We start from the raw sequence: 23367 nt of genomic DNA on the forward strand, positions 1-23367 counted from the left end.
GCGGTTCCTCCACTTGGGGGTGACCGAGGCCGAGGACTCCATCCCGGTCACACAGAAAACGCTGCTGCCAGGCGCGCAGTAGCCAGGGGCCAGGCCCGCCCGGCGGCAGCCGGAGATCACTGCTCGCGCAGCGGGATCGACACGTACGACGGGTCGTTCAGCGGCGAGGAGAAGGTCAGCTGCGCGCCGGACGGGTTGTGCTCGATGTAGAGCGGGTCGACCGTGTCGACGACCAGGGCGAGACGGTGGCCCGCCGGAACGTCGTAGGCCGTGGAGCACAACTCCAGGTCCACGCCGAACGGCTTGCCCGGCGTCTCGCCGTGGAAGGTGTACGGCGCGTTGCTGACCAGCTTGCCGAGGCCGAGCGGGCCCACGTCGTACAGATAGGCGACGAGGGTGCCGCTCTCCTTGGTGGCCGTCACCGTGGTGTGCAGCTTGGCGGTGCCCCGCACCCGCTGCGAGGTCCGGTACTTCTCCGACTGCCACACGGCCGCCCAGCGGCGCGGCAGCAGCGGCATCGAGGCCATGGGCGGCAGTTGGACGACCTGGTCGAGGACGCTGGACAGGAAGACGACTCCGCCGTTCGCGCCCGAGTCGACGTTCGCGTGGATCGTGGTACCGCTCGCGAGGGCGATCTTCTTGCGGGTCGCGGTGACCGACTTCCAGTCCGGATACCCCTCGAAGGCGCCCCCGGTACGGGACTTGAGCTGGACGGGCTGCTCGTCGTCGATGCCGTTGTCCTGGCCCCGCAGATGGTGGTCGAACCAGCGCCGGGTGTCCGTCCACACGTCGTTGGGCAGCCCCAACAGGCCCGTCAGTTCGGTGGTGGCGTGGTCGCCGGGCCGCAGTTCGAGGCGCTTGGGGCCGGTCAGCTTCTCGTAGAAGTCGGCGTACTGGTTGGGCGGGAAGATCGAGTCGCCCCAGCCGTTGGCGAGCATGACGGCCGTGCCGTTGGCGTTGATACGGTCGACATAGGTCACGGGGGAACGTTTCTTCCCCCACTCGATCATGTCCTGCTCCTTGGCCAGGTTGGACGCGTAGAAGTTCTTGAAGATCTCCTGGAGTTCGGGGCCCTGGCGGCCGGTGATCCGGCCGGCGCCGTCCAGCAGACCGGCCGCCTGGAGGTGCTGGGTGCGCCCGGAGTAGATGGAGTCGATGAGATCGGCCCAGCCGCTGAGCGCGGCGACCGCCTTGACCCGCTTGTCGTGCGCGGCGGTGAGCAGACTGATGCCCGCGCCGTACGACAGCCCCGCCATCCCCACGCGCCGCGCGTCGGCCGGGGTGTGGGCGAGCGCCCAGTCGATCACCTCGGAGGCGTCGGCTATGTCCGGTGGCCCGGCCACTTCTATGTACCCGCCGGACTCCCAGAAGCCGCGCACGTTGTAACTGACCACGACGTACCCGGCCTTGGCGAGCTGCTGCGCCTGGGCCAGGTACTCGACCCGCGGAAGCCCCCAGCTCGTGGGGAGCACCAGCAGCGGGTACGTGCGGGAGGCGTCCGCGGGGGCGACGACATTGGCCTTGAGGACCGTCCCGTCGGCGCCCGTGATGTCGACGAAGCGGGTGGTGGGGGCGTCCGCCGCGGCCGCCTGGGCGGCGGGGGCGAGGCCGAGGGCGGTGCCGGCGACCAGGGTGGCCGACAGGGCTCCCACGGTCGTCGTGCGCAGGGTCTTGGCCGTGCGCGATGCGGTGCCGTGCGGGTGTCTCACGGGTCGCTCCTCACTCGTGTCAGTGCAAAGTGACCCGACGGTAACCGTGAGGGCTTACCAGAGGTAACTCCTCGGTAAGTTACGTGACGGTAACAGTTGAACGCGGCCCCGACCGCCCGCCCTCATGATGCGCGGTGCGACGCCGGGGCCGGAACCGGAGAGGCCGGCGTCTGGGCCGCGCGTGTGACGTCGGCCACGAGTTCCACCACGTCGGGGCCGTACGCCTGGGAGTTCACCACCTTCAGGAGCAGGACGAAGCTGCCCGTGCCGTACTTGCGGTGCAGACGCTCGTGATGGCGGGCCAGATAGCGGGTCGCCGCCTGGTTGTCGATCGCGCGCTGGCCGCAGAAGAGGAAGACCGGGCGGCTCCGCTCCTGACCCGTGGTCAGCCGGGCCAGGATGACGTGCTCGTTGACACCCGGCTCCAACCGGTAGCACTCGCCGCCGACATACAGGGCACCCCGGTCGGGACCCGGTTCGGGGCTGGGATTGAACCGTACGCCCGGGAGCAACGCCCCCAGGTGGGCCGCCACCCGGCGATTCGAGCCGGGCCCTCCCACGCAGAACTCGGTGCGTTCGCCGAAACCCTGCTGCGCGGCGTCCTGGGTGACGATCTGCGCGTGCGCGCCGCAGTCCTTGATCAGGGCGGACAGCTCCAGCAGGGCGAACACGTCGAAGCGGTGCACCGCCAGATCCGCGCTGGAGGGGTCGCGGTTGACCACCAGCAGCGACTCGGAGCTCTCGGGCAGCCCGAAGAACGCCTGCTTGCGGCGGAGCCTGCGCTTCCACAGATAGGTCCGGACGAACCAGCCCACCGAGGCACTGATGCCCGCCGCGATCACGCCGAGGACGATATTGCGCACGTCGTCATTCATGGCCGCGCATGGTAGCGGGCGCGACGGAACGCTGTCCGAATCCCTGTCCGATTCTGTGGACGGCCGCGTCCGGTCGTCCACTCGGTCACCTGTGCGGTTCTCCCCGTACGCCGTCCTCCGGCGGGCGGGTCGCGGGACGGCCAGTTGGCCGAGACGCCGCTGACGGGGGCGCGGCGGCCACGTTAGTCTGCGCGAACGGTCGTTGACTGGAGGTACTGATGCGTCTGCGTCGCCCTGTCGCGCGGAAACTGACGGTTCTGGCGGCGGTGTCCGCCGTGGTGTCCGTGGGGGCGGCGGCGCCGCCGACGTCCGCCGCGACCGACCCCGTCGAGAAGGTGCCGGTCGCCGTCGGCTACGGCGGTGCCGTCGCGAGCGTCGACCCGGACGCCTCGGCCGCCGGGATCGAGGTCCTCAGGAAGGGCGGCAACGCCGTGGACGCGGCCGTCGCGACCGCCGCCGCCCTCGGGGTCACCGAGCCGTACTCGGCCGGCATCGGCGGGGGCGGCTACTTCGTCTACTACGACGCCGCGACCCGCAGGGTCCACACCGTCGACGGCCGCGAGACCGCGCCGCTCAGCGCCGACGAGGGCCTCTTCCTGGAGAACGGCACGCCCATCCCGTTCGCCGAGGCCGTGACGAGCGGACTGGGCGTCGGCACGCCCGGCACGCCGGCCACCTGGCGGACCGCGCTGCGCAGCTGGGGCAGCAAACCGCTCGCCACCCTGCTCAAGCCCGCCGAGAGGCTGGCCCGCGACGGCTTCACCGTCGACGCCACCTTCCGCGCCCAGACCGCCGCCAACGAGGCCCGGTTCCGCAACTTCCCCGCCACCGCCGACCTCTATCTGCCCGGCGGACAACTGCCGGTGGTCGGCTCGACGCTGAAGAACCCCGACCTGGCCCGCACGTACGCCGAGTTGGGCCGCGAGGGCGTCGGCGCGCTGTACAAGGGCGAGATCGCCCGGGACATCGTCGACACCGTCAACAAGCCGCCCGTCGACCCCGCTTCGGGCTACAACGCCCGCCCCGGCGACCTGACCACCGCCGACCTCGCCGCGTACCGCACCAAGCGCCAGGCGCCCACCAAGGCGTCCTACCGCGGACTCGACGTCTACGGCATGGCCCCCTCCTCCTCCGGCGGCACCACGGTCGCCGAGGCGCTCAACATCCTGGAGCGGACCGACCTGTCGAAGGCGAGCGACGTCCAGTACCTGCACCGCCTCATCGAGGCGAGCCGCGTGTCGTTCGCCGACCGGGGCCGCTGGGTGGGCGACCCCGCTTTCGAGGACGTACCGACGAGGGAACTGCTGTCACAGCGGTACGCCGACTCCCGGGGCTGCCTGATCAAGGACGACGCGGTGCTCACCAGCCCCGTCGCTCCCGGCGACCCGCGCCACCCGGCGGCCTGCTCCACCGGCGGCACGGCCGCGCCCACCACCTACGAGGGCGACAGCACCACCCACCTCACCGTCGCCGACAAGTGGGGCAACGTCGTCTCGTACACGCTCACCATCGAGCAGACCGGCGGCAGCGGCATCACCGTGCCCGGCCGGGGCTTCCTGCTCAACAACGAGCTGACGGACTTCTCCTTCGCCCCGGCCAACCCGGCCGTGCACGACCCCAATCTGCCGGGGCCGGGCAAGCGGCCGCGCTCGTCGATGTCGCCGACCATCGTGCTGGACAAGCACGGCAGGCCGGTGGTGGCGCTCGGCTCGCCGGGCGGCGCCACCATCATCACCACCGTCCTGCAGAACCTCACCGGCTTCCTCGACCGGGGCCTGCCGCTGGTCGACGCCATCGCCGCGCCCCGCGCCAGCCAGCGCAACCAGACCACCACCGAACTCGAACCCGGCCTGTGGAACAGCCCTCTGAAGGGCCGCCTCGAAGCCATCGGGCACGCTTTCCGCCAGAACCCGGAGATCGGCGCGGTCACCGGCGTCCAGCGGCTGCCGAACGGCAAGTGGCTGGCCGCCGCCGAGACGGCCCGCCGCGGCGGCGGCTCGGCGATGGTGGTGCGCCCGACGCGTTAGCCCGCGTCTCGTCCACTCGGAGCAGAACCCCGGGCGGGCGGCGTCGTCGTACGGAAGGCGAGCCGCCCGTCCTCCGTCTCCACCCGCACCCTGCTGCCCGACGGCAGCCGGCCGTCGAGGAGGAGGCGGGACAGGGGGTTGTCGACCTCCCGCTGGATCGTGCGGCGCAGCGGCCGGGCCCCGTACTCCGGCTGGTGACCGTGGCGGGCGAGCCAGTCGACGGCCTCGTCGGTGAACTCGACGCCGACGCCCTGCGCGTGCAGCCGCTGCCGGGTCCGCATCAGCAACAGGTCGGTGATGCGCCGCAGTTGGTCGGCGGTGAGCTGCCGGAACACCACGATCTCGTCGATGCGGTTGAGGAACTCGGGTCGGAAGTGCTCCCTCAGCGGCCTGAGGATCCGCTCGCGCCGGTCCTCCTCGGCCGCCTCGGCACCGCCCGCCCCGAAGCCCAGCCCGGCCCCGCGGCGCGTGATCGCGTCCGAGCCCAGATTGCTCGTCATGACGATCACCGTGTTGGTGAAGTCGACCGTACGGCCCTGGGAGTCGGTGAGCCGGCCGTCGTCGAGGACCTGCAGCAGGATGTTGAACACATCCGGGTGCGCCTTCTCCACCTCGTCCAGCAACAGCAGCGAGTACGGGTGCCGCCGTACGGTCTCGGTGAGCTGCCCGGCCTCCTCGTGGCCGACGTAGCCGGGCGGGGCGCCGACCAGCCGGCTGACCGTGTGCCGCTCCTGGTACTCGCTCATGTCGAGGCGGACCATCCGGTCCTCGCTGCCGAAGAGGGCCTCCGCCAGCGCGCGGGCCAGCTCCGTCTTGCCGACACCGGTCGGACCGAGGAAGAGGAAGCTGCCGATGGGCCGGTCGGGGCTGGACAGCCCGGCGCGCGAGCGCAGCACCGCGTCGGCAACCGCGCCCACCGCCTCGTCCTGCCCGACGACCCGCCGGTGCAGGTGCTCCTCCAGCCCGAGCAACCGTTCCTTCTCCTCCTGGGTGAGGCTGCTGACCGGGATGCCGGTCTGCCGGGACACCACCTCGGCGATGTCCTCGGCGGTGATCGCCAGGCTCTGCCCGTCGTCGGCCCGGTCCTCCTCCCGGCCCTCGGCGACCCGCTCCTTCAACTCGGCTATCCGGTCCCGCAGTCGCGTGGCCTGCTCGTACTGCTCGCTCGCGACCGCCTGCTCCTTGTCCCGGGTCAGCTGCTCGATCTCCCGCTCCAGGGCGCGAACGTCCGTCCCCTTCGTGCGGGAGCGCAACCGCACCCGGGCGCCCGCCTGGTCCATCAGGTCGATCGCCTTGTCGGGCAGCCGCCGGTCGGAGAGGTACCGGTCGGACAGGTCCACGGCCGCCGTCAGCGCCTCGTCGGTGTAACGGACCTGGTGGTGGGCCTCGTACCGGTCGCGCAGTCCGCGCAGGATCTCCAGCGCGTCGGCGACGGACGGCTCGGAGACCAGCACCGGCTGGAACCGGCGGGCCAGCGCCGCGTCCTTCTCGATCCTGCGGTACTCCTCCAGCGTCGTCGCACCCACGACGTTCAGTTCGCCGCGCGCCAGGGCCGGCTTGAGGATGTTGCCCGCGTCCATCGCGCCGCTCTCGCCGGAACCGGCGCCCACGACGGTGTGCAGTTCGTCGATGAAGACGATCAGCTCCTCCGAGTGCGCGCGGATCTCGTCGACGATGTTCGTCAGCCGCTCCTCGAAGTCGCCCCGGTAGCGGGTGCCGGCGACCACCCCGGACAGGTCCAGGGCGACCACCCGGCGCCCGGCCAGCACATCGGGCACGTCGCCCTCCGCGATGCGCTGCGCCAGCCCCTCCACGATCGCGGTCTTGCCGACGCCCGCCTCGCCGATGAGGACCGGGTTGTTCTTGCCCCGCCGCGACAGCACCTCGACGGTCTGCTCGATCTCCTCGTCCCGCCCGATCACCGGGTCGATACGGCCCTGGCGCGCCTGCTCGGTCAGATCGCGCCCGTACTTGTCGAGGGTCGGCGTGGCAGCGCGGCGCGGCAGTTCGGACTGTGGGTACACGGGGCGCGGCAGGCCGGGCTGGGCACCGTTCGCCGGCGGCTCCGACGCCTCGGGCGGCAGTGACGCGGCCGACAGATGCGCGGCGTTCAGGATGTGCCCGGCCGCCGAGTCCGGGTTGGCGGCGAGGGCGCTCAGGACGTGTTCGGGGCCGATGTAACCGGAGCCGGTGGAGCGGGCCAGCTCGTGGGCGTCCAGCAGGGCCCGTTTGACCGCCGGGGTCAGGGCGAGCGACGCGGGCGCCGGCCCTTGGCCGGGTTTGTGCCGTGCCGGGCCCGACCGCTCGTCGATCTCGCCGGCGAGCGCGTCCGGATCGGCGCCCGCGCGGGCCACCAGACTTCGGGTCGGCTCGGCGGTGAGCGCGGCGCGCAGCAGATGCTGGGTGTCCAGGTCGCTGCTGCCGTGCTGCGCCGCGTACGCCGCCGCGTCCGCCACCAGCTGCCGGGCCTGGCCGCTCATCAGCCGGCCGATCTCGATGCGCTGGGGGCGGGGGCCGCCGAAGAAGCGTGCGAAGAACTCACTGAAGGGGTCCGGACCGTAGCCCTGGGGCCCCGGGAATCCGCTGTTCATTGGCACGCGAGTGCCCTGTCGCCGCGCGGCTACACCCCGGGGGCGCCGTTGGGGTGGGGGTGCGTGGGTCGGTTGCGGGTGGGTTGTGGCTGCTCGCGCAGTTCCCCGCGCCCCTGACGCGCAGTTCCCCGCGCCCCTGAAAAGCGACCGGGCTGCGCCCGTGCTTTTCATATGAAGGGCGGGCCGCAGGCCCGTTCCTTCAGGGGCGCGGGGAACTGCGCGAACAACCCCACGCACCCGCAACCGGAACCGCGTCGGTGGGCCCGCGGCGCTCTACCGTGCGGTCAGTACCCTCGGCCCCGCGTCCGTGACGGCCACCGTGTGTTCCACGTGGGCCGCGCGGGAGCCGTCGTCCGTGCGGAGGGTCCAGCCGTCCGGGGCAGCGTGGTACCCGTCCTGGCCGCCGCCGGTCAGCATCGGCTCGATCGCGAGCACCAGGCCGTGCCGCAGGGGCAGCCCCCGGCCGGGACGCCCCTCGTTCGGAACGGACGGGTCCTCGTGCATCTGGCGCCCGATGCCGTGCCCGCCGAAGCCGTCGGGGACGCCGTACCCGGCGGCCCGGCACACGGAGCCGACGGCGTGGGCGATGTCGCCGATCCGGTTGCCGACGACGGCGGCCTCGATGCCCGCCTCCAGCGCCCGCTCCGCGGTCTCGATCAGCCGCAGGTCGGCCGGGCGCGGCTCGCCCACGACGAAGCTGATCGCCGAGTCCCCGGCCCAGCCGCCCAGCCGGGCCCCGCAGTCGATGGAGACGAGGTCGCCGTCGCGGAGCCGGTAGGAGGTCGGGATGCCGTGCACGATCGCGTCGTTCACCGAGGCGCAGATCACCGCCGGGAACGGCGTCGGCGCGAACGAGGGCCGGTAGCCGAGGAACGGCGACGTGGCGCCCGCCCCACGCAGCACCCCGCGCGCCACCTCGTCCAGTTCGAGCAGGGAGACACCCACGTCGGCGGCCTTGCGCACCGCGGAGAGCGCCCGTCCCACGACCTGCCCGGCCTCGTACATCGCGTCGACGGACGCGTCCGTCTTCAGTTCCACCATGCCAATTACTATACCGGTCGATGCCCAATTCTAATGCCGGTCATCCGGGTCCGGGGGCGGGGCGCGGTATTAGAATGGGCGCATGGTGCGCACCCCTCTGACCCCCGAAGAGCGCGAACGCGGCGAGCGGCTCGGCCGGTTGCTGCGGGAGGCCCGCGGCGGTCGCAGCATGGCGGAGATCGCCGCGGGCGCGGGCATCTCCGCGGAGACGCTCCGCAAGATCGAGACCGGCCGCGCCCCCACCCCGGCCTTCTTCACGATCGCCGCCCTGGCCCGCACGCTCGGCCTCTCCATGGACGAACTCGCCGGACGCTGCACGCCGGTGGAGGCCGTGCCGCCGCCGGCGGCGGTGGCCTGAGCGGGCCGAGGCGCGCTCTTCGTGCGGGCACCTGGCTGGAGGCGCGCCCTTCGTACGGGCACCTGGCCGGAGTCCGTCCTCGCGTGGCCTGAAGCCCTCACGCACGGGCGCCGGACGGCCGCGCACAGCACTCCGCGTCCGGTCCGAAAACTCCGCGTAGCCTCCCTGTAACACGGCTGGTGTTTTCTGGGCGGCCGGGGCACTCCAGTCGGCCGGGGAGCGTGCGATGGCTGTGGATCAACTCCCGGTCGAGGTTCGGGAGTTCGCGGGATACCTGAACAAGCTGATGACGAAGCTGGACCAGGGCGGCGGCTGGTGCGCCGTCTTCTGGCGGCGCGACCCCGACGGCATGCGGGCCTGCCTCGACGGCCTGGAGGTTCCGCCGTGGGACGTCGTCGAAGCGCTGATGCACGACCTCCGCACCGCGTACGGTCCTGCGGCCGCCGTCCAGGAGACCGAGCGGGCCCGCGCCCTGCACAGCGCCTCGCTCGCCGCGTACGACGCCCGGCCCGGCGGCCGGGACGCCCTCGGCGACCGGCTCGACGTCATGCTCCGCGAGCAGCGCTACGCCGCCGAACGCACCGCCGAACTGAACCGCCGGCTCCCTGCGGCCACCACCCGGGAGGAGGCCGAGTCCCTCCGTCTCGACCTGGCCTGGGCCCACGACGACCACGAACGGGCCAGGGCCCGCTGCGCCGAACTGCGCGCCCGCATGGAGACCCTCGACCGTCGCGCCCCGCACCTGCCTGTGCGGGGCGCGACGCGCTTTCCGGACCATTCCCCCGGTGACGTCCCCCCGGAGGCGGAAGAGCGCGGGCCGGGCACGGCGGCACCCGGCGGCCGGACGTATGCCCACGCCCACGCCCACGCCTTCCCGGCCCCCGGCGGGCCCGCCCCGGACGGTGATCCCCTCTTCGGTGCGGCGCCCCATCGCCCCGCTCCCGAAGCCTCGACTCACGAATCGTCAGCTCCCGAACCGACCGCTCATGAAGCGACCGCCCACGAACCCTCCGCTCCCGACGCTGAGGAGGAGGCCCCCGTCAGGAAGCGGTCCAAGCGGCGCCCTCGTGGCGGTGCCCGTTTCGCGGGTGCCGTCGAGCCGGAGGAGGCGCCCGTCGTCGTGCCCGAGAGCGCGCCCGCGCAGGCAGCCGTACCCAAGCGCCGTGCGCCCCGGGGCGCACGCTACGCCGGGGCCGCCGAGAAGGCCGCGTCGCCGCAGCGGGAGGAGGGGCCGGCCCGGCAGCCGCTGGACGACGAGGCGCGGCGGGAGGTCGCCGGGACCGTCGAGCGGCTGCTGCGGCTGCGTCAGGAGGGGCGCAGCGGTCAGGCGCACGCCCTGCTCGTGGAGGTCGCCCACTGGCCCGCCGCCCGCTTCCCCCTGCTCGCGGCTGACATGCACCGGGCAGGACTGGCCGCCGACTGGGCGACCCTGCTGTGGGAGGCCGCCTCGCTGCCCATGGACGGGCTGGTCGCCGTCGTCGACGCCCTGAACGCCGTCGGGCGCGGCGCCGACGGCGAGCAACTGCTGCGGCAGGGCGTCGCGCGGCCCGCCGAGGAGATCGGCGAGGCGGCGCTCGAGCTCACCGAAGAGGGGCGCGAGCGACAGGCGCGTGCGCTGCTCGACGCATATGTACGCATGCGCACGCCCGAGGAAGCGGCGCGCGTCGCGGAGGCGCACCCGCAGCGGCTGACGCGTATGGTCGTGGAAGCGGCCCGCGCCGTGTCGCGGGACCGCCACCGGGACGTGGCGCACGCCCTGCGCGTCGCCGGACTCGCCTGACGGCCACCCGCGCCGCGGCGGGTCCTCCGCGCGGGGACGCGGAGGTGATCACCCACTGGAGTGCGAAACGTGATCGACTCGGCCGGTTAACGGCGATGGTCTTGCCCAGCCCGTCGGCGAGGCTTACTTTCGAGCCTCTACGGGCCCGCTTCTACGGGCGTAGAGGCTCTCTGACTTCCCGGTCGAAGGAGCAGCTGACATGGCCAACGTCGTACGCGCCGCCCTCGTCCAGGCGACCTGGACCGGCGACACGGAATCCATGGTCGCCAAGCACGTCGAGCACGCCCGCGAGGCGGCCCGGCAGGGCGCCGAGGTGATCGGCTTCCAGGAGGTCTTCAACGCCCCGTACTTCTGCCAGGTGCAGGAGCCGGAGCACTACGCCTGGGCGGAGCCCGTGCCCGACGGCCCGACCGTCACACGGATGCGGGAGCTGGCCCGCGAGACCGGCATGGTGATCGTCGTCCCGGTCTTCGAGGTCGAGCAGTCCGGCTTCTACTACAACACCGCCGCCGTGATCGACTCCGACGGCACCTACCTCGGCAAGTACCGCAAGCACCACATCCCCCAGGTCAAGGGCTTCTGGGAGAAGTACTACTTCAAGCCCGGGAACCTGGGCTGGCCGGTCTTCGACACCTCCGTCGGCAAGGTCGGCGTCTACATCTGCTACGACCGCCACTTCCCGGAGGGCTGGCGCCAGCTCGGCCTGAACGGCGCCCAGCTCGTCTACAACCCCTCCGCCACCCACCGGGGACTGTCCTCCCACCTCTGGCGGCTCGAACAGCCCGCCGCGGCCGTGGCCAACGAGTACTTCGTCGCCGCGATCAACCGGGTCGGCGTCGAGGAGTACGGCGACAACGACTTCTACGGCACCTCGTACTTCGTCGACCCGCGCGGCCAGTTCGTCGGCGACCCGGCGAGCGACCGGCACGAGGAGCTCGTCGTACGCGATCTCGACTTCGACCTGATCGAGAACGTGCGCACGCAGTGGGCGTTCTACCGGGACCGCAGGCCGGACGCGTACGAAGGACTCGTACAGCCCTGACGTGGGCACGTACAGCCCTGACACGTCACACCCGTACCGCCGTGAAAGGAGTGGTGCAGCCGTGACCGACGAACTGCTCGGCCGCCACAAGGCCGTGCTGCCCGACTGGCTCGCGCTCTACTACGCGGACCCCCTGGAGATCACCCACGGTGAGGGCCGCCACGTCTGGGACGCCGCCGGCAACAAGTACCTCGACTTCTTCGGCGGCATCCTCACCACGATGACGGCGCACGCGCTGCCCGAGGTCACCAAGGCGGTGAGCGAGCAGGCCGGGCGGATCATCCACTCCTCCACGCTCTACCTCAACCGGCCGATGGTGGAACTGGCCGAACGCATCGCCCAGATGTCCGGCATCCCCGACGCCCGGGTCTTCTTCACCACCTCCGGCACCGAGGCCAACGACACCGCGCTGCTGCTGGCGACGACGTACCGGCAGAGCAACCAGATCCTGGCCATGCGCAACAGCTACCACGGCCGCTCCTTCAGCGCCGTCGGCATCACCGGCAACAAGGGCTGGTCGCCGACGTCGCTGTCCCCGCTCCAGACGCTGTACGTGCACGGCGGCGTCCGCACCCGAGGCCCCTACGCCGACCTCGGTGACGCCGACTTCATCGCGGCCTGCGTGGCCGACCTGGAGGACCTGCTCGGCCACGTCCGCCCGCCCGCCGCGCTGATCGCCGAGCCGATCCAGGGCGTCGGCGGCTTCACCTCACCGCCGGACGGCCTGTACGCGGCCTTCCGCGAGGTGCTCCAACGGCACGGCGTGCTGTGGATCGCCGACGAGGTGCAGACCGGCTGGGGCCGCACCGGCGACAACTTCTGGGGCTGGCAGGCGCACGGCCAGAACGGACCGCCCGACATCATGACCTTCGCCAAGGGCATCGGCAACGGCATGTCCATCGGCGGTGTCGTCGCCCGCTCCGAGGTCATGAACTGCCTCGACAGCAACTCCATCTCCACCTTCGGCGGCACCCAGATCACCATGGCCGCCGGCCTCGCCAACCTCAACTACCTGGTCGAGCACGACCTCCAGGGCAACGCGCGCCGCGTCGGCGGGCTGCTCATCGAGCGGCTCCGGGCGATCACGGCGCAGGTCCCTGCGGTGAAGGAGGTCCGCGGGCGGGGTCTGATGATCGGTGTCGAGCTGGTGAGGCCGGGCACCGAGGAGGCGAACCCGGAGGCGGCCGCGGCCGTCCTCGAAGCCGCCCGCCGGGAGGGCCTGCTGATCGGCAAGGGCGGCGGCCACAACACCAGCGCCCTGCGCATCGCGCCTCCGCTCTCCCTGACCGTCGCCGAGGCGGAGGAGGGCGCCGACGCCCTGGAACGTGCTCTGAGGAGCATTCGGTAACGCCACAAGAGCAGATCTGGGGAACGCCGCATGACCACCGCCTTGGAACCCGTCCTGTCGGTACGCCAGGTCCTCAGCCTGGACCGGGTCCTCGCCGGAGAGCCCGAGGTGGTGGCCGGGGCCGGCCAGCTCGACCGGCCCGTGCGCTGGGTGCACGTCGCCGAGGCCCCCGACGTCGGCGTCATGCTCACCGGGGGCGAGATGGTCCTCACCACCGGGGTCCTTCTCGCCGGCGACGAGGAGGCGCAGGCCGAGTACATCCGCTCCCTGCACCGGGCGGAGGCCGCGGCCGTCGTCCTCGGTCTCGGCCGGGCCTTCCCGACGCCGCCCGACGTGATGCGCCGTGCGGCGGAGCGCTGCGGACTGCCCATGGTGGTGCTGCACCGGCCGTTCCCCTTCGCCGAGCTGACGGAGGAGGTGCAGTCCCGGCTCGTGCGGCGGAAGTTCGCCGCCGTGAGCCTCTCCGAGTCCGTACGGACCGCGCTGACCGGCCTCATCACGGCCGGCGCCCCCCTGCAAGGGCTGCTCGACGAAATCGCCCAGCACGCGGGCTGCCCGCTCGTCGTCACCAACCTCGCCCACCGCGTCCTCGCCACGGCGGGCGAGCGGCCCGCCGTCGACGACGTGCTGCGCGACTGGGAACGCATCTCACGCCAGGCGGGCGGCACCGAGGGCGACGGCTGGATCCGCGCCGAACTGGGCGGACGCGGAGAGCGCTGGGGCCGGCTCGTGCTGTGCGGCTACCGCGGCGACACGGCCACCGGGCGGCTCCTCGCCGACCGGGCCGCCGAGGCACTCGTCCTGCACCGCATGCTCGGCGGCACCGCCCACAGCTGGGAGGAGCAGTCCGCGCAGAGCCTGCTGACCGACCTGGTCTCCGGTGTCGTACCGGCCCGACAACTGCTGCCGAGGGCGCGGGCGGCCGGGCTGCCCGTCAACCGCCGGACGTTCGTGCCGCTCGTCGTGCGCGACGGCGACCCCGCCCAACTCGACCGCGTGCTGCGGATACTGGGCCTCGCCGGGCTCGTCGCCGAACTCGCCGAGGGCGCCACCGCCGTCCTGCTGAGCCTCGCCCGGGACCAGGACGCGCAGGCGCTCACCGCGCACTTCGCGACCCGGCTGCGCTCGGAGTCCGGGGTGCGCGGCACGGTCGTGGCGGCGGCCGAGCCGCGCATCACCTGGGAGGAGGTACCGGCGGGACTGCGCGAGGCGCGGCATGTCGCCGACGCCGTCGCCCAGTCGGCGACCGGGCTCGACCTGCCCGCCGTCGTACGGCTGCGGGACGTCCATCTACGGGGTCTGATCCGGCTGCTGCGGGACGATCCGCACGTCCAGGCATTCGCCGAGCGGGAGCTGGACGGGCTGCTGCGCGGTGACCGGCACGCGGAGCAGGATCTGCTGCCGGTCCTGCGGACCTATCTCGCCACCGGCCGCAACAAGTCGCACACCGCCCAGCTGCACCACGTCAGCCGGCCCGCGCTGTACCGCCGCCTCGAAGCGATAGAGGCCCGGCTGGGCGTGGACCTCGACGACTTCGAGCAGGCCGCGTCCGTGCACATCGCCCTCCTCGCGCACGACGCGCAACAGGGCTGAAACATGCCGCGACCTGGGAAAACGGCGGTGAAACATGCGCCCACGAAGAGGTGACACGGTGGAACGCGCGGCGGCTCCAGACGTGACACCGTGCAACTCAAACCCGATCTCCGGGCTTCCTAGTCTCGCTTCACACCGAGCGACCGGAGGTCCCGATGAGCAGAGTCATCCGCGCAGCCATCTTCCAGACGGCCTGGACCGGCGACAAGGAATCGATGATCCAGGTCCACGAGCAGGCGGCCCGCGACGCGGCGGCACAGGGCGCCCAGGTCATGTGCTTCCAGGAGCTGTTCTACGGCCCCTACTTCTGCCAGGTGCAGGACAAGGCGTTCTACGAGTACGCGGAGGCGATCCCCGAGGGCCCGATCGTCAAGCGCTTCCAGGCGCTCGCCAAGGAGCTGCACCTCGTCCTGGTGCTGCCGATGTACGAGGAGGAGCAGCCCGGCGTCCTCTACAACACGGCCGCCGTGATCGACGCCGACGGCACGTACCTCGGCAAGTACCGCAAGCACCACATCCCGCAGGTGCCCGGCTTCTGGGAGAAGTTCTACTTCCGCCCCGGCAACGCGGGCTGGCCCGTCTTCGACACGGCGGTCGGGAGGATCGGCGTCTACATCTGCTACGACCGCCACTTCCCGGAGGGCTGGCGGGCGTTGGGCCTCGGCGGAGCGGAGATCGTCTTCAATCCGTCGGCCACCTCGCGCGGCCTGTCCCGCTACCTCTGGCAGCTGGAGCAGCCGGCGTCGGCCGTCGCCAACGAGTACTTCATCGGCGCGATCAACCGGGTCGGCGTGGAGGACCTCGGCGACAACGACTTCTACGGCACGTCCTACTTCGTCGACCCGGAGGCCCAGTTCGTCGGCGAGGTGGCGAGCGACAAGGAGACCGAACTGGTCGTCCGCGACCTGGACATGGCCAAGCTCCGCGAGGTCCGCGACCGCTGGCAGTTCTTCAGGGACCGCCGCCCGGACGCGTACGGCCCGCTGACGGCGCCGTAGCGACGCACCCCCCGCGCCCCCGGCTCTTCCGGGGCGCGGGGCCGGGCATGACACGCGGCTTCCGCCGCGATGGGGGCCCCTCCCGCTCGAGCGGAGTCGAGAGCGGGGGAGCGACCAGCCACGAACAACCGGCACTTTCCCGACAACCGAACGGAGCGTGACCGAATGAGCGGCCGTACAGTCATCCGCGGCGGTCTCGTCATCACAGCCTCGGACGAGATCCACGCCGACGTCCTGATCGAGGACGGCCGAGTCGCCGCTCTGGCGGCGAGCGGTACGCCGGCCGCCGCGGCCTGGACCGCCGACCGCACCCTCGACGCCACCGGCAAGTACGTCATCCCGGGCGGCGTCGACGTCCACACCCACATGGAGCTGCCGTTCGGCGGCACGTCCGCCTCGGACACCTTCGAGACGGGGACGCGGGCCGCCGCCTGGGGCGGGACGACGACCATCGTCGACTTCGCGGTGCAGAGCGTGGGCCACACCCTGCGGGAGGGCCTCGACGCGTGGCACGCGAAGGCGGAGGGCAACTGCGCCATCGACTACGGCTTCCACATGATCGTCTCCGACGTGAACCAGGACACGCTCAAGGAGATGGACCTGCTGGTGGAGGAGGGTGTTACCTCCTTCAAGCAGTTCATGGCCTACCCGGGCGTCTTCTACAGCGACGACGGCCAGATCCTGCGCGCCATGCAGCGCTCCGCAGACAACGGCGGCCTGATCATGATGCACGCGGAGAACGGCATCGCGATCGACGTGCTGGTCGAGCAGGCGTTGGCGCGCGGCGAGACCGACCCCCGCTATCACGGCGAGGTCCGCAAGGCCCTGCTGGAGGCCGAGGCGACCCACCGGGCCATCAGGCTCGCCCAGGTCGCCGGCGCCCCCCTGTACGTCGTGCACGTCTCGGCGATGGAGGCGGTCGCCGAGCTGGCCAGGGCACGCGACGAAGGGCTCAACGTCTTCGGCGAGACCTGCCCGCAGTATCTGTTCCTGTCGACGGACAACCTCGCCGAGCCGGACTTCGAGGGCGCCAAGTACGTGTGCAGCACACCGCTGCGGCCGCGCGAACACCAGGCCAAGCTGTGGCAGGGCCTGCGGACCAACGACCTCCAGGTGGTCTCCACCGACCACTGCCCGTTCTGCTTCGTCGGGCAGAAGGAACTCGGCCGCGGTGACTTCTCCAAGATCCCCAACGGTCTGCCGGGCGTCGAGAACCGGATGGACCTGCTGCACCAGGCCGTCGTCGACGGGCACATCTCGCGCCGCCGCTGGATCGAGATCGCCTGCGCGACCCCGGCCCGCATGTTCGGCATGTACCCCAAGAAGGGCACGATCGCGCCCGGAGCCGACGCGGACATCGTCATCTACGACCCGCACGCCGAGCAGGTCATGTCCGCCGAGACCCACCACATGAACGTCGACTACTCGGCGTACGAGGGCAAGCGCACCACCGGCCGGGTCGAGACGGTCCTCTCGCGCGGCGAACCCGTCATCACCGAGCGGGAGTACACCGGTCACGCCGGGCACGGCGTCTACACCCCCCGCTCCACCTGTCAGTACCTCACCTAGGAGCGGAGCAGATGGACTTCGGACTCGTCCTGCAGACCGACCCGCCGGCCTCGCGCGTCATCGAGCTGATGAAGCGCGCCGAGGACAACGGCTTCAGCTACGGCTGGACCTTCGACTCCGCCGTGCTGTGGCAGGAGCCGTTCGTCATCTACAGCCAGATCCTGTCCCGGACCACGAGACTGAAGGTCGGCCCGATGGTCACCAACCCGGGCACCCGCACCTGGGAGGTGACCGCCTCGACCTTCGCCACGCTGAACGACATGTTCGGCAACCGCACCGTCTGCGGCATCGGCCGCGGCGACTCCGCGATGCGCGTCGCGGGCCGCAAGCCCAACACGCTGGCCCGGATCAGCGAGGCCATGAAGGTCATCCGTTCGCTGGGCAGCGGGGGAGAGGCCGACCTCGGCGGCACCGTGATCCGCTTCCCCTGGATCAAGGAGGACGCCGAACTCCCGGTCTGGATGGCCGCGTACGGCCCCAAGGCCCTGAAGATGACGGGGGAGGAGGCCGACGGCTTCATCCTCCAGCTCTCCGACCTGTACCTCACCGAGTACATGGTCAAGGCGGTCAAGGACGCGGCCGTCGCCGCCGGGCGCGACCCGTCCGAGGTGAAGATCTGCGTGGCCGCCCCCGCGTACGTCACCGAGGACGACTCGCCCGAGGCGCTCGCCCACGCCCGTGAGCAGTGCCGCTGGTTCGGCGGCATGGTCGGCAACCACGTCGCCGACCTCGTCTCCAAGTACGGCGAGCACTCCGCGGCCGTACCGGAGGAGCTCACGGACTACATCAAGGCCCGCGAGGGGTACGACTACTCCCACCACGGGCGCGCCGACAACCCCGACACCGCGTTCGTCCCGGACGAGATCGTCGACCGGTTCTGTGTCATCGGCACCCCCGAGGCGCACATCGCGAAGCTGAACGCGCTGCGGGACCTCGGCGTCGACCAGTTCGCCGTGTACGACATGCACGACGCGCAGGAGCGGGTGATCGACGTGTACGGCTCCACGGTCATCCCCGCGCTCACCGGCTGACCAGGGGATTCCCTCCCGGGCCGGCTCCTGCCACAATCCGGAACGCTCCACTCCGCCACGACCCCCCACACCTTGACTCCCTCCCCGCTCCCCCGGGGAGGGGCACAAGGCCCCGCACGGCCTTTCTCTCCCGTCCCGCCTCCTTGATTGGCCTGCCCATGACCGAAACAGTGCCCCCGGGGTCGCCGATGGCCCAGTCCGCCGACTCGTCCGGCCGGATCGAACTGGCCCCCGGGGCCTTCCCCGCCGACAGTCCCTTCGCCAACGAGGACCTGCGTCCCGTACCCGTCTCCGAACGCAAGTGGACGACGTACAACTTCGCGGCGCTGTGGATCTCCATGGCCCACTGCATCCCCAGCTGGACCCTGGCCTCCGGCCTGGTCGCCCTCGGCATGGACTGGAAGCAGGCCGTCTTCACCATCGCCCTGGCCAATGTCATCGTGCTGCTGCCGATGCTGGCCACCGGGCATGCCGGACCCAAGTACGGCATCCCGTTCCCGGTGCTCGCCCGTGCCTCCTTCGGTCTGCGCGGGGCGAACATACCGGCCATGATCCGGGCGGCCGTGGCCTGCGGCTGGTTCGGCATCCAGACCTGGATCGGCGGCAGCGGCATCTTCGCCCTCGGCTCCAAGCTCACCGGCGGCCAGTGGGAGACCGCGGGGAAGATCGCCGGCAACCCCTGGCCGCTGTGGCTCTGCTTCATCCTCTTCTGGGCACTCCAGATCGCGATCATCTACCGGGGCATGGACTTCCTGCGGCACTTCGAGAACTGGGCCGCGCCCTTCGTGATCGTCGGAGCCTTCGTGCTGCTGATCTGGATCGCGGTCAAGGCGGACGGGTTCGGCGCGCTGCTGGACCAGCCGTCCAAGCTGGGCTGGGGCGCCGACTTCTGGCCGGTCTTCTTCCCCTCTCTCATGGGCATGATCGGCTTCTGGGCCACGCTCTCGCTGAACATCCCCGACTTCACCCGCTTCGGCGCCAGCCAGAAGGCGCAGACCTGGGGCCAGTCCCTCGGCCTGCCGACGACGATGACGCTCTTCGCGATCCTGGCCGTCCTCGTGACCTCCGGCTCCGAGGCCGTGTACGGCGAGGCCATCTGGGACCCGGTCACCCTCGCCGCCAAGGCCGACAGCACCTTCGGTCTGCTCTTCGCTCTGATCACCGTGCTGATCGCGACGATCTCCGTGAACATCGCGGCGAACGTGGTCTCACCGGCGTACGACCTCGCGAACCTCGCGCCGAAGCTCATCAACTTCCGTACGGGCGCCCTGATCACCGGTGTCGTCGGCGTCCTGATCTTCCCGTGGAAGCTCATCTCCACGCCCGAGTTCTACATCTTCACGTGGCTCGGCCTGGTCGGCGGACTGCTCGGCACGGTCGCGGGCATCCTCATCGCCGACTACTGGATCATCCGCCGTACGGTCCTGCATCTCGCGGACCTGTACACACCGGGCGGCCGCTACTGGTACTCCTCCGGCTGGAACTGGCGGGCCATCGCGGCCTTCCTGGTCGGTGGCGTCCTCGCGGTCGGCGGCTCGTACTCGACGGTGTCCCCGGAGGGGGTCTCCTCGGGTCCGTTCCCGGAGGACGGACTCATCCCGTTCCTCAAGCCGCTCGCCGACTACGGCTGGGCGGTCGGCCTCGCCGCGTCGACGCTGGTGTACGTGGCGCTGATGGCGGGGGAGGGGAAGAAGGAGCGGGCGGCCGTCTGAGCCGACGCCCCTGACCGTGACGGCGGTGGGCGCGTGCGGAGCGCGTACCCCTACCGGGAGCCCTCCAGCGCGGCCACCGCCTCCTTCGCGGCCTTGATGGCGCCCTTGTTGATCTCGTCGGTCCCGGGCGCCTTCTGCGACTCGAAGTCGCTGCCGTTGTAGGTGACGACCACCAGGGCGTTGGCCACGCGCGCGTACACCACGCCCTCGCGGGTCTGCTGCTTGTCCTCGGTGGTGAGGTTCACGACCGAGTAGGCCCCGTCACCGAGACCGGGCACCGCGCCGCCGCCGCTCTTCTGCGATATCCGTTCCTTGTAGGTGGTTTCGGCCTTCGCGTCCGTTTGGTGAATCTCGTACGAGATGTCGAGCCAGCGGTAGTCGTAGCCCTTGAGCGCGTTCCAGGAGCAGGTGCGGCGTACGGACTGATCGGTGGACGCTATTTCCTTGCCGGCCGTCTTGGCGCCCGGAACAAGGGATTTGACCGTTTTCGCTGTGATGGCGGCGCAGGGCGAGGGCGCTTTCGCGTACGTCTTGGTCGCGGCGGACGTGGCCGGGGCGGACTCGGAGGTGGAGATGGGCCCGGACGCGGTGTTCGGTGCGGACTCCTTCCCCGCCGGGCTCGTGTCCGACGGACCGGACGACAACGCCCAGCCTGCCGTGGCGAGTACGGCGACCGGAAGCAGACGCACGGTGAGGGCGAGCGGCAGAGGGAGATCACGCACAGCGCACTTCTCGGGGTCGAGGCGGCGGTACCGCCGGTCGGTGGGGTACGTCAGTGTCACACGACTGCCTGTGGGGCGAAAGTGCGACCTCGCTCTGTGTATACGCGGTGACCGGCCCCCACCGTTCAACCGCGCGGCGACTTCGGCGCCTTTCCGGAGTCCCGCCTTCCACCGGACGCGCGTGCCAGGATCGGACCCGTGATCCCGATACCCCGCCGCACCGCCTCCCGCGTCGCCGTTTCCGCCGCGCTGATCCTCGCCGTCGGCGGCTGCGGACTCGGGGAGGAGATCGAGCGCGAGGTGAACCCCGGCCGCGACACGCCCTCGACGGCCGACGCGTCCTCGACAGCCGACGCGTCCTCGGGGACCGAACCCCCGAGCGGTGTGCACGCCGACGAACTGCCCGGGGGAATGCCATCGGTGCCGCAGGCGCGGCCCACCGGGGCGCCGTCGGCCGACCCCGCCGACGCCTGCCCGTCGTCCGGGGCGCGCATGCTGCCGGGGCTCGTCGAGGCCGCGATGGGACTGCGTGCGATGACGGTGACGCTCACCAACTGCGGTACCAAGCCGTACGCGGTGAACGGCTATCCCTTGGTCCAGGTGCTCGACGAGGACCGCGAACCCGTCGACGTGAGCGTCCTGCGCGGCCCGGAGAGGATCACCACGGGTGTGCCCGACCCGGGCCCGCACGAGCTGACCCTGAAGCCCGGCGAGTCGGCGACCACCTCCCTGGTCTGGCGCAACACCGTCACCGAGGCGAACGTCCCCGCCGTCAACGCCGCCCACCTGCGCATCGCCACCGCGAAGGGCCGCCCCACGCAGGTGCTCACCCCCGAGGGCGGCCTCGACCTCGGCAACACCGGACGCCTCGCCACGACAGCCTGGACCAGAACCCCGCAGGGCTCTTGACCGGTCGCGGGGCCTCGAACGACTGTTACCGCGGCCTCTGTCAACGGGCGTCCGTCGCAGCGTTTCCGAGGGCGGCTTCGGCTGCTGCGTACGATCGGTCGACGATCGTCGTGCTGTGAGGAGTTCGCCTGTGTTCACCACTCGACCGACGCTCCAGGGGACCTTCGGCATGGTGGCCTCCACGCACTGGCTCGCGTCGCAGTGCGCGATGGCCGTTCTGGAGGAGGGGGGCAACGCCTACGACGCGGCCGTCGCCGGTGGGTTCGTCCTGCACGTCGTCGAGCCGCACCTCAACGGGCCCGCCGGGGAGGTCCCCATCATCCTGGCGACCGCGGACGGCGAGGTGCGGGTCCTGTGCGGGCAGGGCGTCGCGCCCGCCGGGGCGACGATCGAGCACTACCGGGGCCTCGGTCTGGACCTCGTCCCCGGTACGGGCCCCCTGGCGGCCGCCGTGCCGGGCGCGTTCGACGCCTGGATGCTGCTGCTGCGCGACTACGGCACCAAGGACCTCGCCGACGTCCTGAAGTACGCCATCGGGTACGCGGAGAACGGGCACGCGCCCGTGGAGAACGTCGGGGCGGCCGTCGAGTCGGTGCGCGACCTCTTCGAGAAGGAGTGGGTGTCCTCGGCGGAGGTCTACCTCCCCGACGGACGGGCGCCCCGCCCCGGCGCGCTGTTCCGCAACCCCGCCCTGGCCGCGACCTGGCGGCGCCTGCTCGCCGAGGTCGAGGGGGCGGGGGACCGCGCCGCCCGTATCGAGGCGGCGCGGGAGGTGTGGCGCTCCGGTTTCATCGCCGAGGCCCTGGTACGCCAGGCCGGGCGGCCCACCCTCGACACCAGCGGCGAACGGCACGCCGGCACCCTCGGCCTGGCCGACCTGGCCGCCTGGTCCGCCGCCTACGAGTCCCCGGCGACCTGCGACTGGAACGGCTGGACGCTGTGCAAGGCGCGCCCCTGGAGCCAGGGCCCCGTGCTCCTCCAGCAACTCGCCCTGCTGCCGCGCGAGCTGCCCGCGTACGGGTCCGCGGACTATGTGCACCTGCTGATCGAGGGCTGCAAGCTCGCCATGGCCGACCGGGAGGCATGGTACGGCGACGCGGCGCCGGTGCCCCTCACCGAGCTGCTGTCCGACGCGTACAACACCGAGCGGCGGACGCTCGTCGGCGAGCGGGCCTCGTACGAACTGCGGCCCGGCAGCCCGGTGGGCCGCGCCCCGCGACTGAGCGCCCACGCGCGCGTGGTGGCCACCGACGAACCCGGGTTCAACCCCCTGGGCGCCGGCGAGCCCACCGTCGCCAAGAGCCCGCGGTCGCCGGTGCCGGGGGAGCCCGAGATCGGGGCGGACGGCGGCACCCGGGGCGACACCTGCCATCTGGACGTCGTCGACCGCTGGGGCAACATGGTCGCGGCCACGCCCAGCGGCGGCTGGCTCCAGTCCAACCCCGTCGTGCCCGAGCTGGGTTTCCCGCTCGGCACCCGGCTGCAGATGGCCTGGCTGGACGAAGGGCTGCCGAACTCGCTCACCCCCGGGCGCCGGCCCCGCACCACCCTCACCCCCTCGCTGGCGCTGCGCGACGGGGTGCCCGTGATGGCGTTCGGGACGCCCGGCGGCGACCAGCAGGACCAGTGGCAGCTGCACTTCTTCCTGGGTGTCGCCCTGCGCCCACCGGTGCGGGGCGGGCTCGACCTCCAGGGCGCCATCGACGCCCCGAACTGGCACAACGACGGCTTCCCCGGCTCCTTCTACCCGCGCGGCATGCGCCCCGGCAGTGTCACCGTCGAGTCCCGCATGCCCGCGGAGGTCGTCGAGGAACTGCGCCGCCGCGGCCATGACGTCACCGTCGGCGAACCCTGGTCCGAGGGCCGCCTCTGCGCGGTCGCGCGCGACCCCGAGACCGGCGTGCTCTCGGCGGCGGCCAACCCGCGGGGCACGCAGGGCTACGCGGTCGGACGCTGAGCGGGAACCACCGCGCGGCCCCACCGGACCCGCTGTTCATGGTGATTCCATGCGGAGTGCACCCTCCCGGTGGGGATTGTCAGTGGTGCGTGCTGTGATGGAGGC

The 23367-nt window shown here is 71.7% G+C and carries 17 protein-coding genes; 12 read left to right on the top strand and 5 right to left on the bottom strand.

The genetic code is table 11. The annotated features are described in order from the left end of the window. Nucleotides 1–116: 116 nt before the first annotated feature. Both ACZ4Z2_RS20930 and ACZ4Z2_RS20935 read right to left on the bottom strand, forming a co-directional pair. The gene (locus ACZ4Z2_RS20930; protein ID WP_468078091.1) at nt 117–1709 is read right to left on the bottom strand and encodes a CocE/NonD family hydrolase; all 1593 of its coding nucleotides are present in this window, start codon (nt 1707–1709) and stop codon (nt 117–119) included. Nucleotides 1710–1831: 122 nt separating this feature from the next. Beyond that, a complete protein-coding gene (locus ACZ4Z2_RS20935; protein ID WP_468078093.1) occupies nt 1832–2584 on the bottom strand; it encodes a hypothetical protein in 753 nt (250 codons plus the stop codon). A 218-nt stretch (nt 2585–2802) separates the two neighbouring features. Between ACZ4Z2_RS20935 and ggt the strand changes: the two genes are divergently transcribed. Then, the gene (gene ggt, locus ACZ4Z2_RS20940) at nt 2803–4611 is read left to right on the top strand and encodes a gamma-glutamyltransferase (protein ID WP_468078095.1); all 1809 of its coding nucleotides are present in this window, start codon (nt 2803–2805) and stop codon (nt 4609–4611) included. Here ggt and ACZ4Z2_RS20945 read toward each other — a convergent pair. Continuing rightward, the gene (locus ACZ4Z2_RS20945) at nt 4608–7202 is read right to left on the bottom strand and encodes an ATP-dependent Clp protease ATP-binding subunit (RefSeq protein ID WP_468078097.1); all 2595 of its coding nucleotides are present in this window, start codon (nt 7200–7202) and stop codon (nt 4608–4610) included. The genes ggt and ACZ4Z2_RS20945 overlap by 4 nt on opposite strands. 273 nt (nt 7203–7475) lie before the next feature. Further along, nucleotides 7476–8243 carry a type I methionyl aminopeptidase gene (gene map, locus ACZ4Z2_RS20950; protein ID WP_468078099.1) on the bottom strand — a complete coding sequence of 256 codons (768 nt, stop codon included), beginning with the start codon at nt 8241–8243 and terminating at the stop codon, nt 7476–7478. 82 nt (nt 8244–8325) lie between these two features. On the opposite strand from map, the gene ACZ4Z2_RS20955 reads away from it, so the two are divergent. From ACZ4Z2_RS20955 to ACZ4Z2_RS20995, 9 genes are all read left to right on the top strand, one after another. Then, nucleotides 8326–8601 carry a helix-turn-helix domain-containing protein gene (locus tag ACZ4Z2_RS20955; RefSeq protein WP_468078101.1) on the top strand — a complete coding sequence of 92 codons (276 nt, stop codon included), beginning with the start codon at nt 8326–8328 and terminating at the stop codon, nt 8599–8601. 226 nt (nt 8602–8827) lie between these two features. Continuing rightward, on the top strand, nt 8828–10381 hold the full coding sequence (locus tag ACZ4Z2_RS20960) for a hypothetical protein (protein ID WP_468078103.1): 1554 nt from the start codon (nt 8828–8830) through the stop codon (nt 10379–10381). 199 nt (nt 10382–10580) lie between these two features. After that, nucleotides 10581–11423: a nitrilase-related carbon-nitrogen hydrolase gene (locus ACZ4Z2_RS20965; RefSeq protein ID WP_468078105.1), complete on the top strand. Its 843-nt coding sequence runs from the start codon at nt 10581–10583 to the stop codon at nt 11421–11423. A 61-nt stretch (nt 11424–11484) separates the two neighbouring features. Then, nucleotides 11485–12771 (top strand): aspartate aminotransferase family protein, encoded by a 1287-nt coding sequence (locus tag ACZ4Z2_RS20970; protein WP_468078107.1) that lies wholly within the window; start codon nt 11485–11487, stop codon nt 12769–12771. A gap of 30 nt (nt 12772–12801) precedes the next feature. Then, nucleotides 12802–14364, top strand: coding sequence for a PucR family transcriptional regulator (locus tag ACZ4Z2_RS20975; protein ID WP_468078109.1), 1563 nt, complete (start codon nt 12802–12804; stop codon nt 14362–14364). A 155-nt stretch (nt 14365–14519) separates the two neighbouring features. Then, the gene (locus ACZ4Z2_RS20980; RefSeq protein ID WP_468078111.1) at nt 14520–15362 is read left to right on the top strand and encodes a nitrilase-related carbon-nitrogen hydrolase; all 843 of its coding nucleotides are present in this window, start codon (nt 14520–14522) and stop codon (nt 15360–15362) included. A gap of 165 nt (nt 15363–15527) precedes the next feature. Further along, nucleotides 15528–16931, top strand: coding sequence for a dihydropyrimidinase (gene hydA / locus ACZ4Z2_RS20985; protein WP_468078113.1), 1404 nt, complete (start codon nt 15528–15530; stop codon nt 16929–16931). Nucleotides 16932–16942: 11 nt separating this feature from the next. Beyond that, a complete protein-coding gene (locus ACZ4Z2_RS20990; protein WP_468078115.1) occupies nt 16943–17962 on the top strand; it encodes a TIGR03842 family LLM class F420-dependent oxidoreductase in 1020 nt (339 codons plus the stop codon). Nucleotides 17963–18120: 158 nt separating this feature from the next. Further along, nucleotides 18121–19674 (top strand): NCS1 family nucleobase:cation symporter-1, encoded by a 1554-nt coding sequence (locus tag ACZ4Z2_RS20995; RefSeq protein WP_468078117.1) that lies wholly within the window; start codon nt 18121–18123, stop codon nt 19672–19674. Nucleotides 19675–19724: 50 nt separating this feature from the next. On the opposite strand, the gene ACZ4Z2_RS21000 is transcribed toward ACZ4Z2_RS20995, so the two are convergent. After that, complete coding sequence (locus ACZ4Z2_RS21000) at nt 19725–20396, bottom strand: hypothetical protein (protein WP_468078119.1); 672 nt, start codon at nt 20394–20396, stop codon at nt 19725–19727. Between the two features lie 198 nt (nt 20397–20594). On the opposite strand from ACZ4Z2_RS21000, the gene ACZ4Z2_RS21005 reads away from it, so the two are divergent. Next, a complete protein-coding gene (locus ACZ4Z2_RS21005; protein WP_468078121.1) occupies nt 20595–21305 on the top strand; it encodes a DUF4232 domain-containing protein in 711 nt (236 codons plus the stop codon). 130 nt (nt 21306–21435) lie between these two features. After that, entirely contained in the window at nt 21436–23262 is a 1827-nt protein-coding gene (locus ACZ4Z2_RS21010) for a gamma-glutamyltransferase family protein (RefSeq protein ID WP_468078122.1), read from the top strand. Nucleotides 23263–23367 lie beyond the last annotated feature (105 nt).

The organism is Streptomyces sp. NPDC030183 (assembly GCF_055573455.1).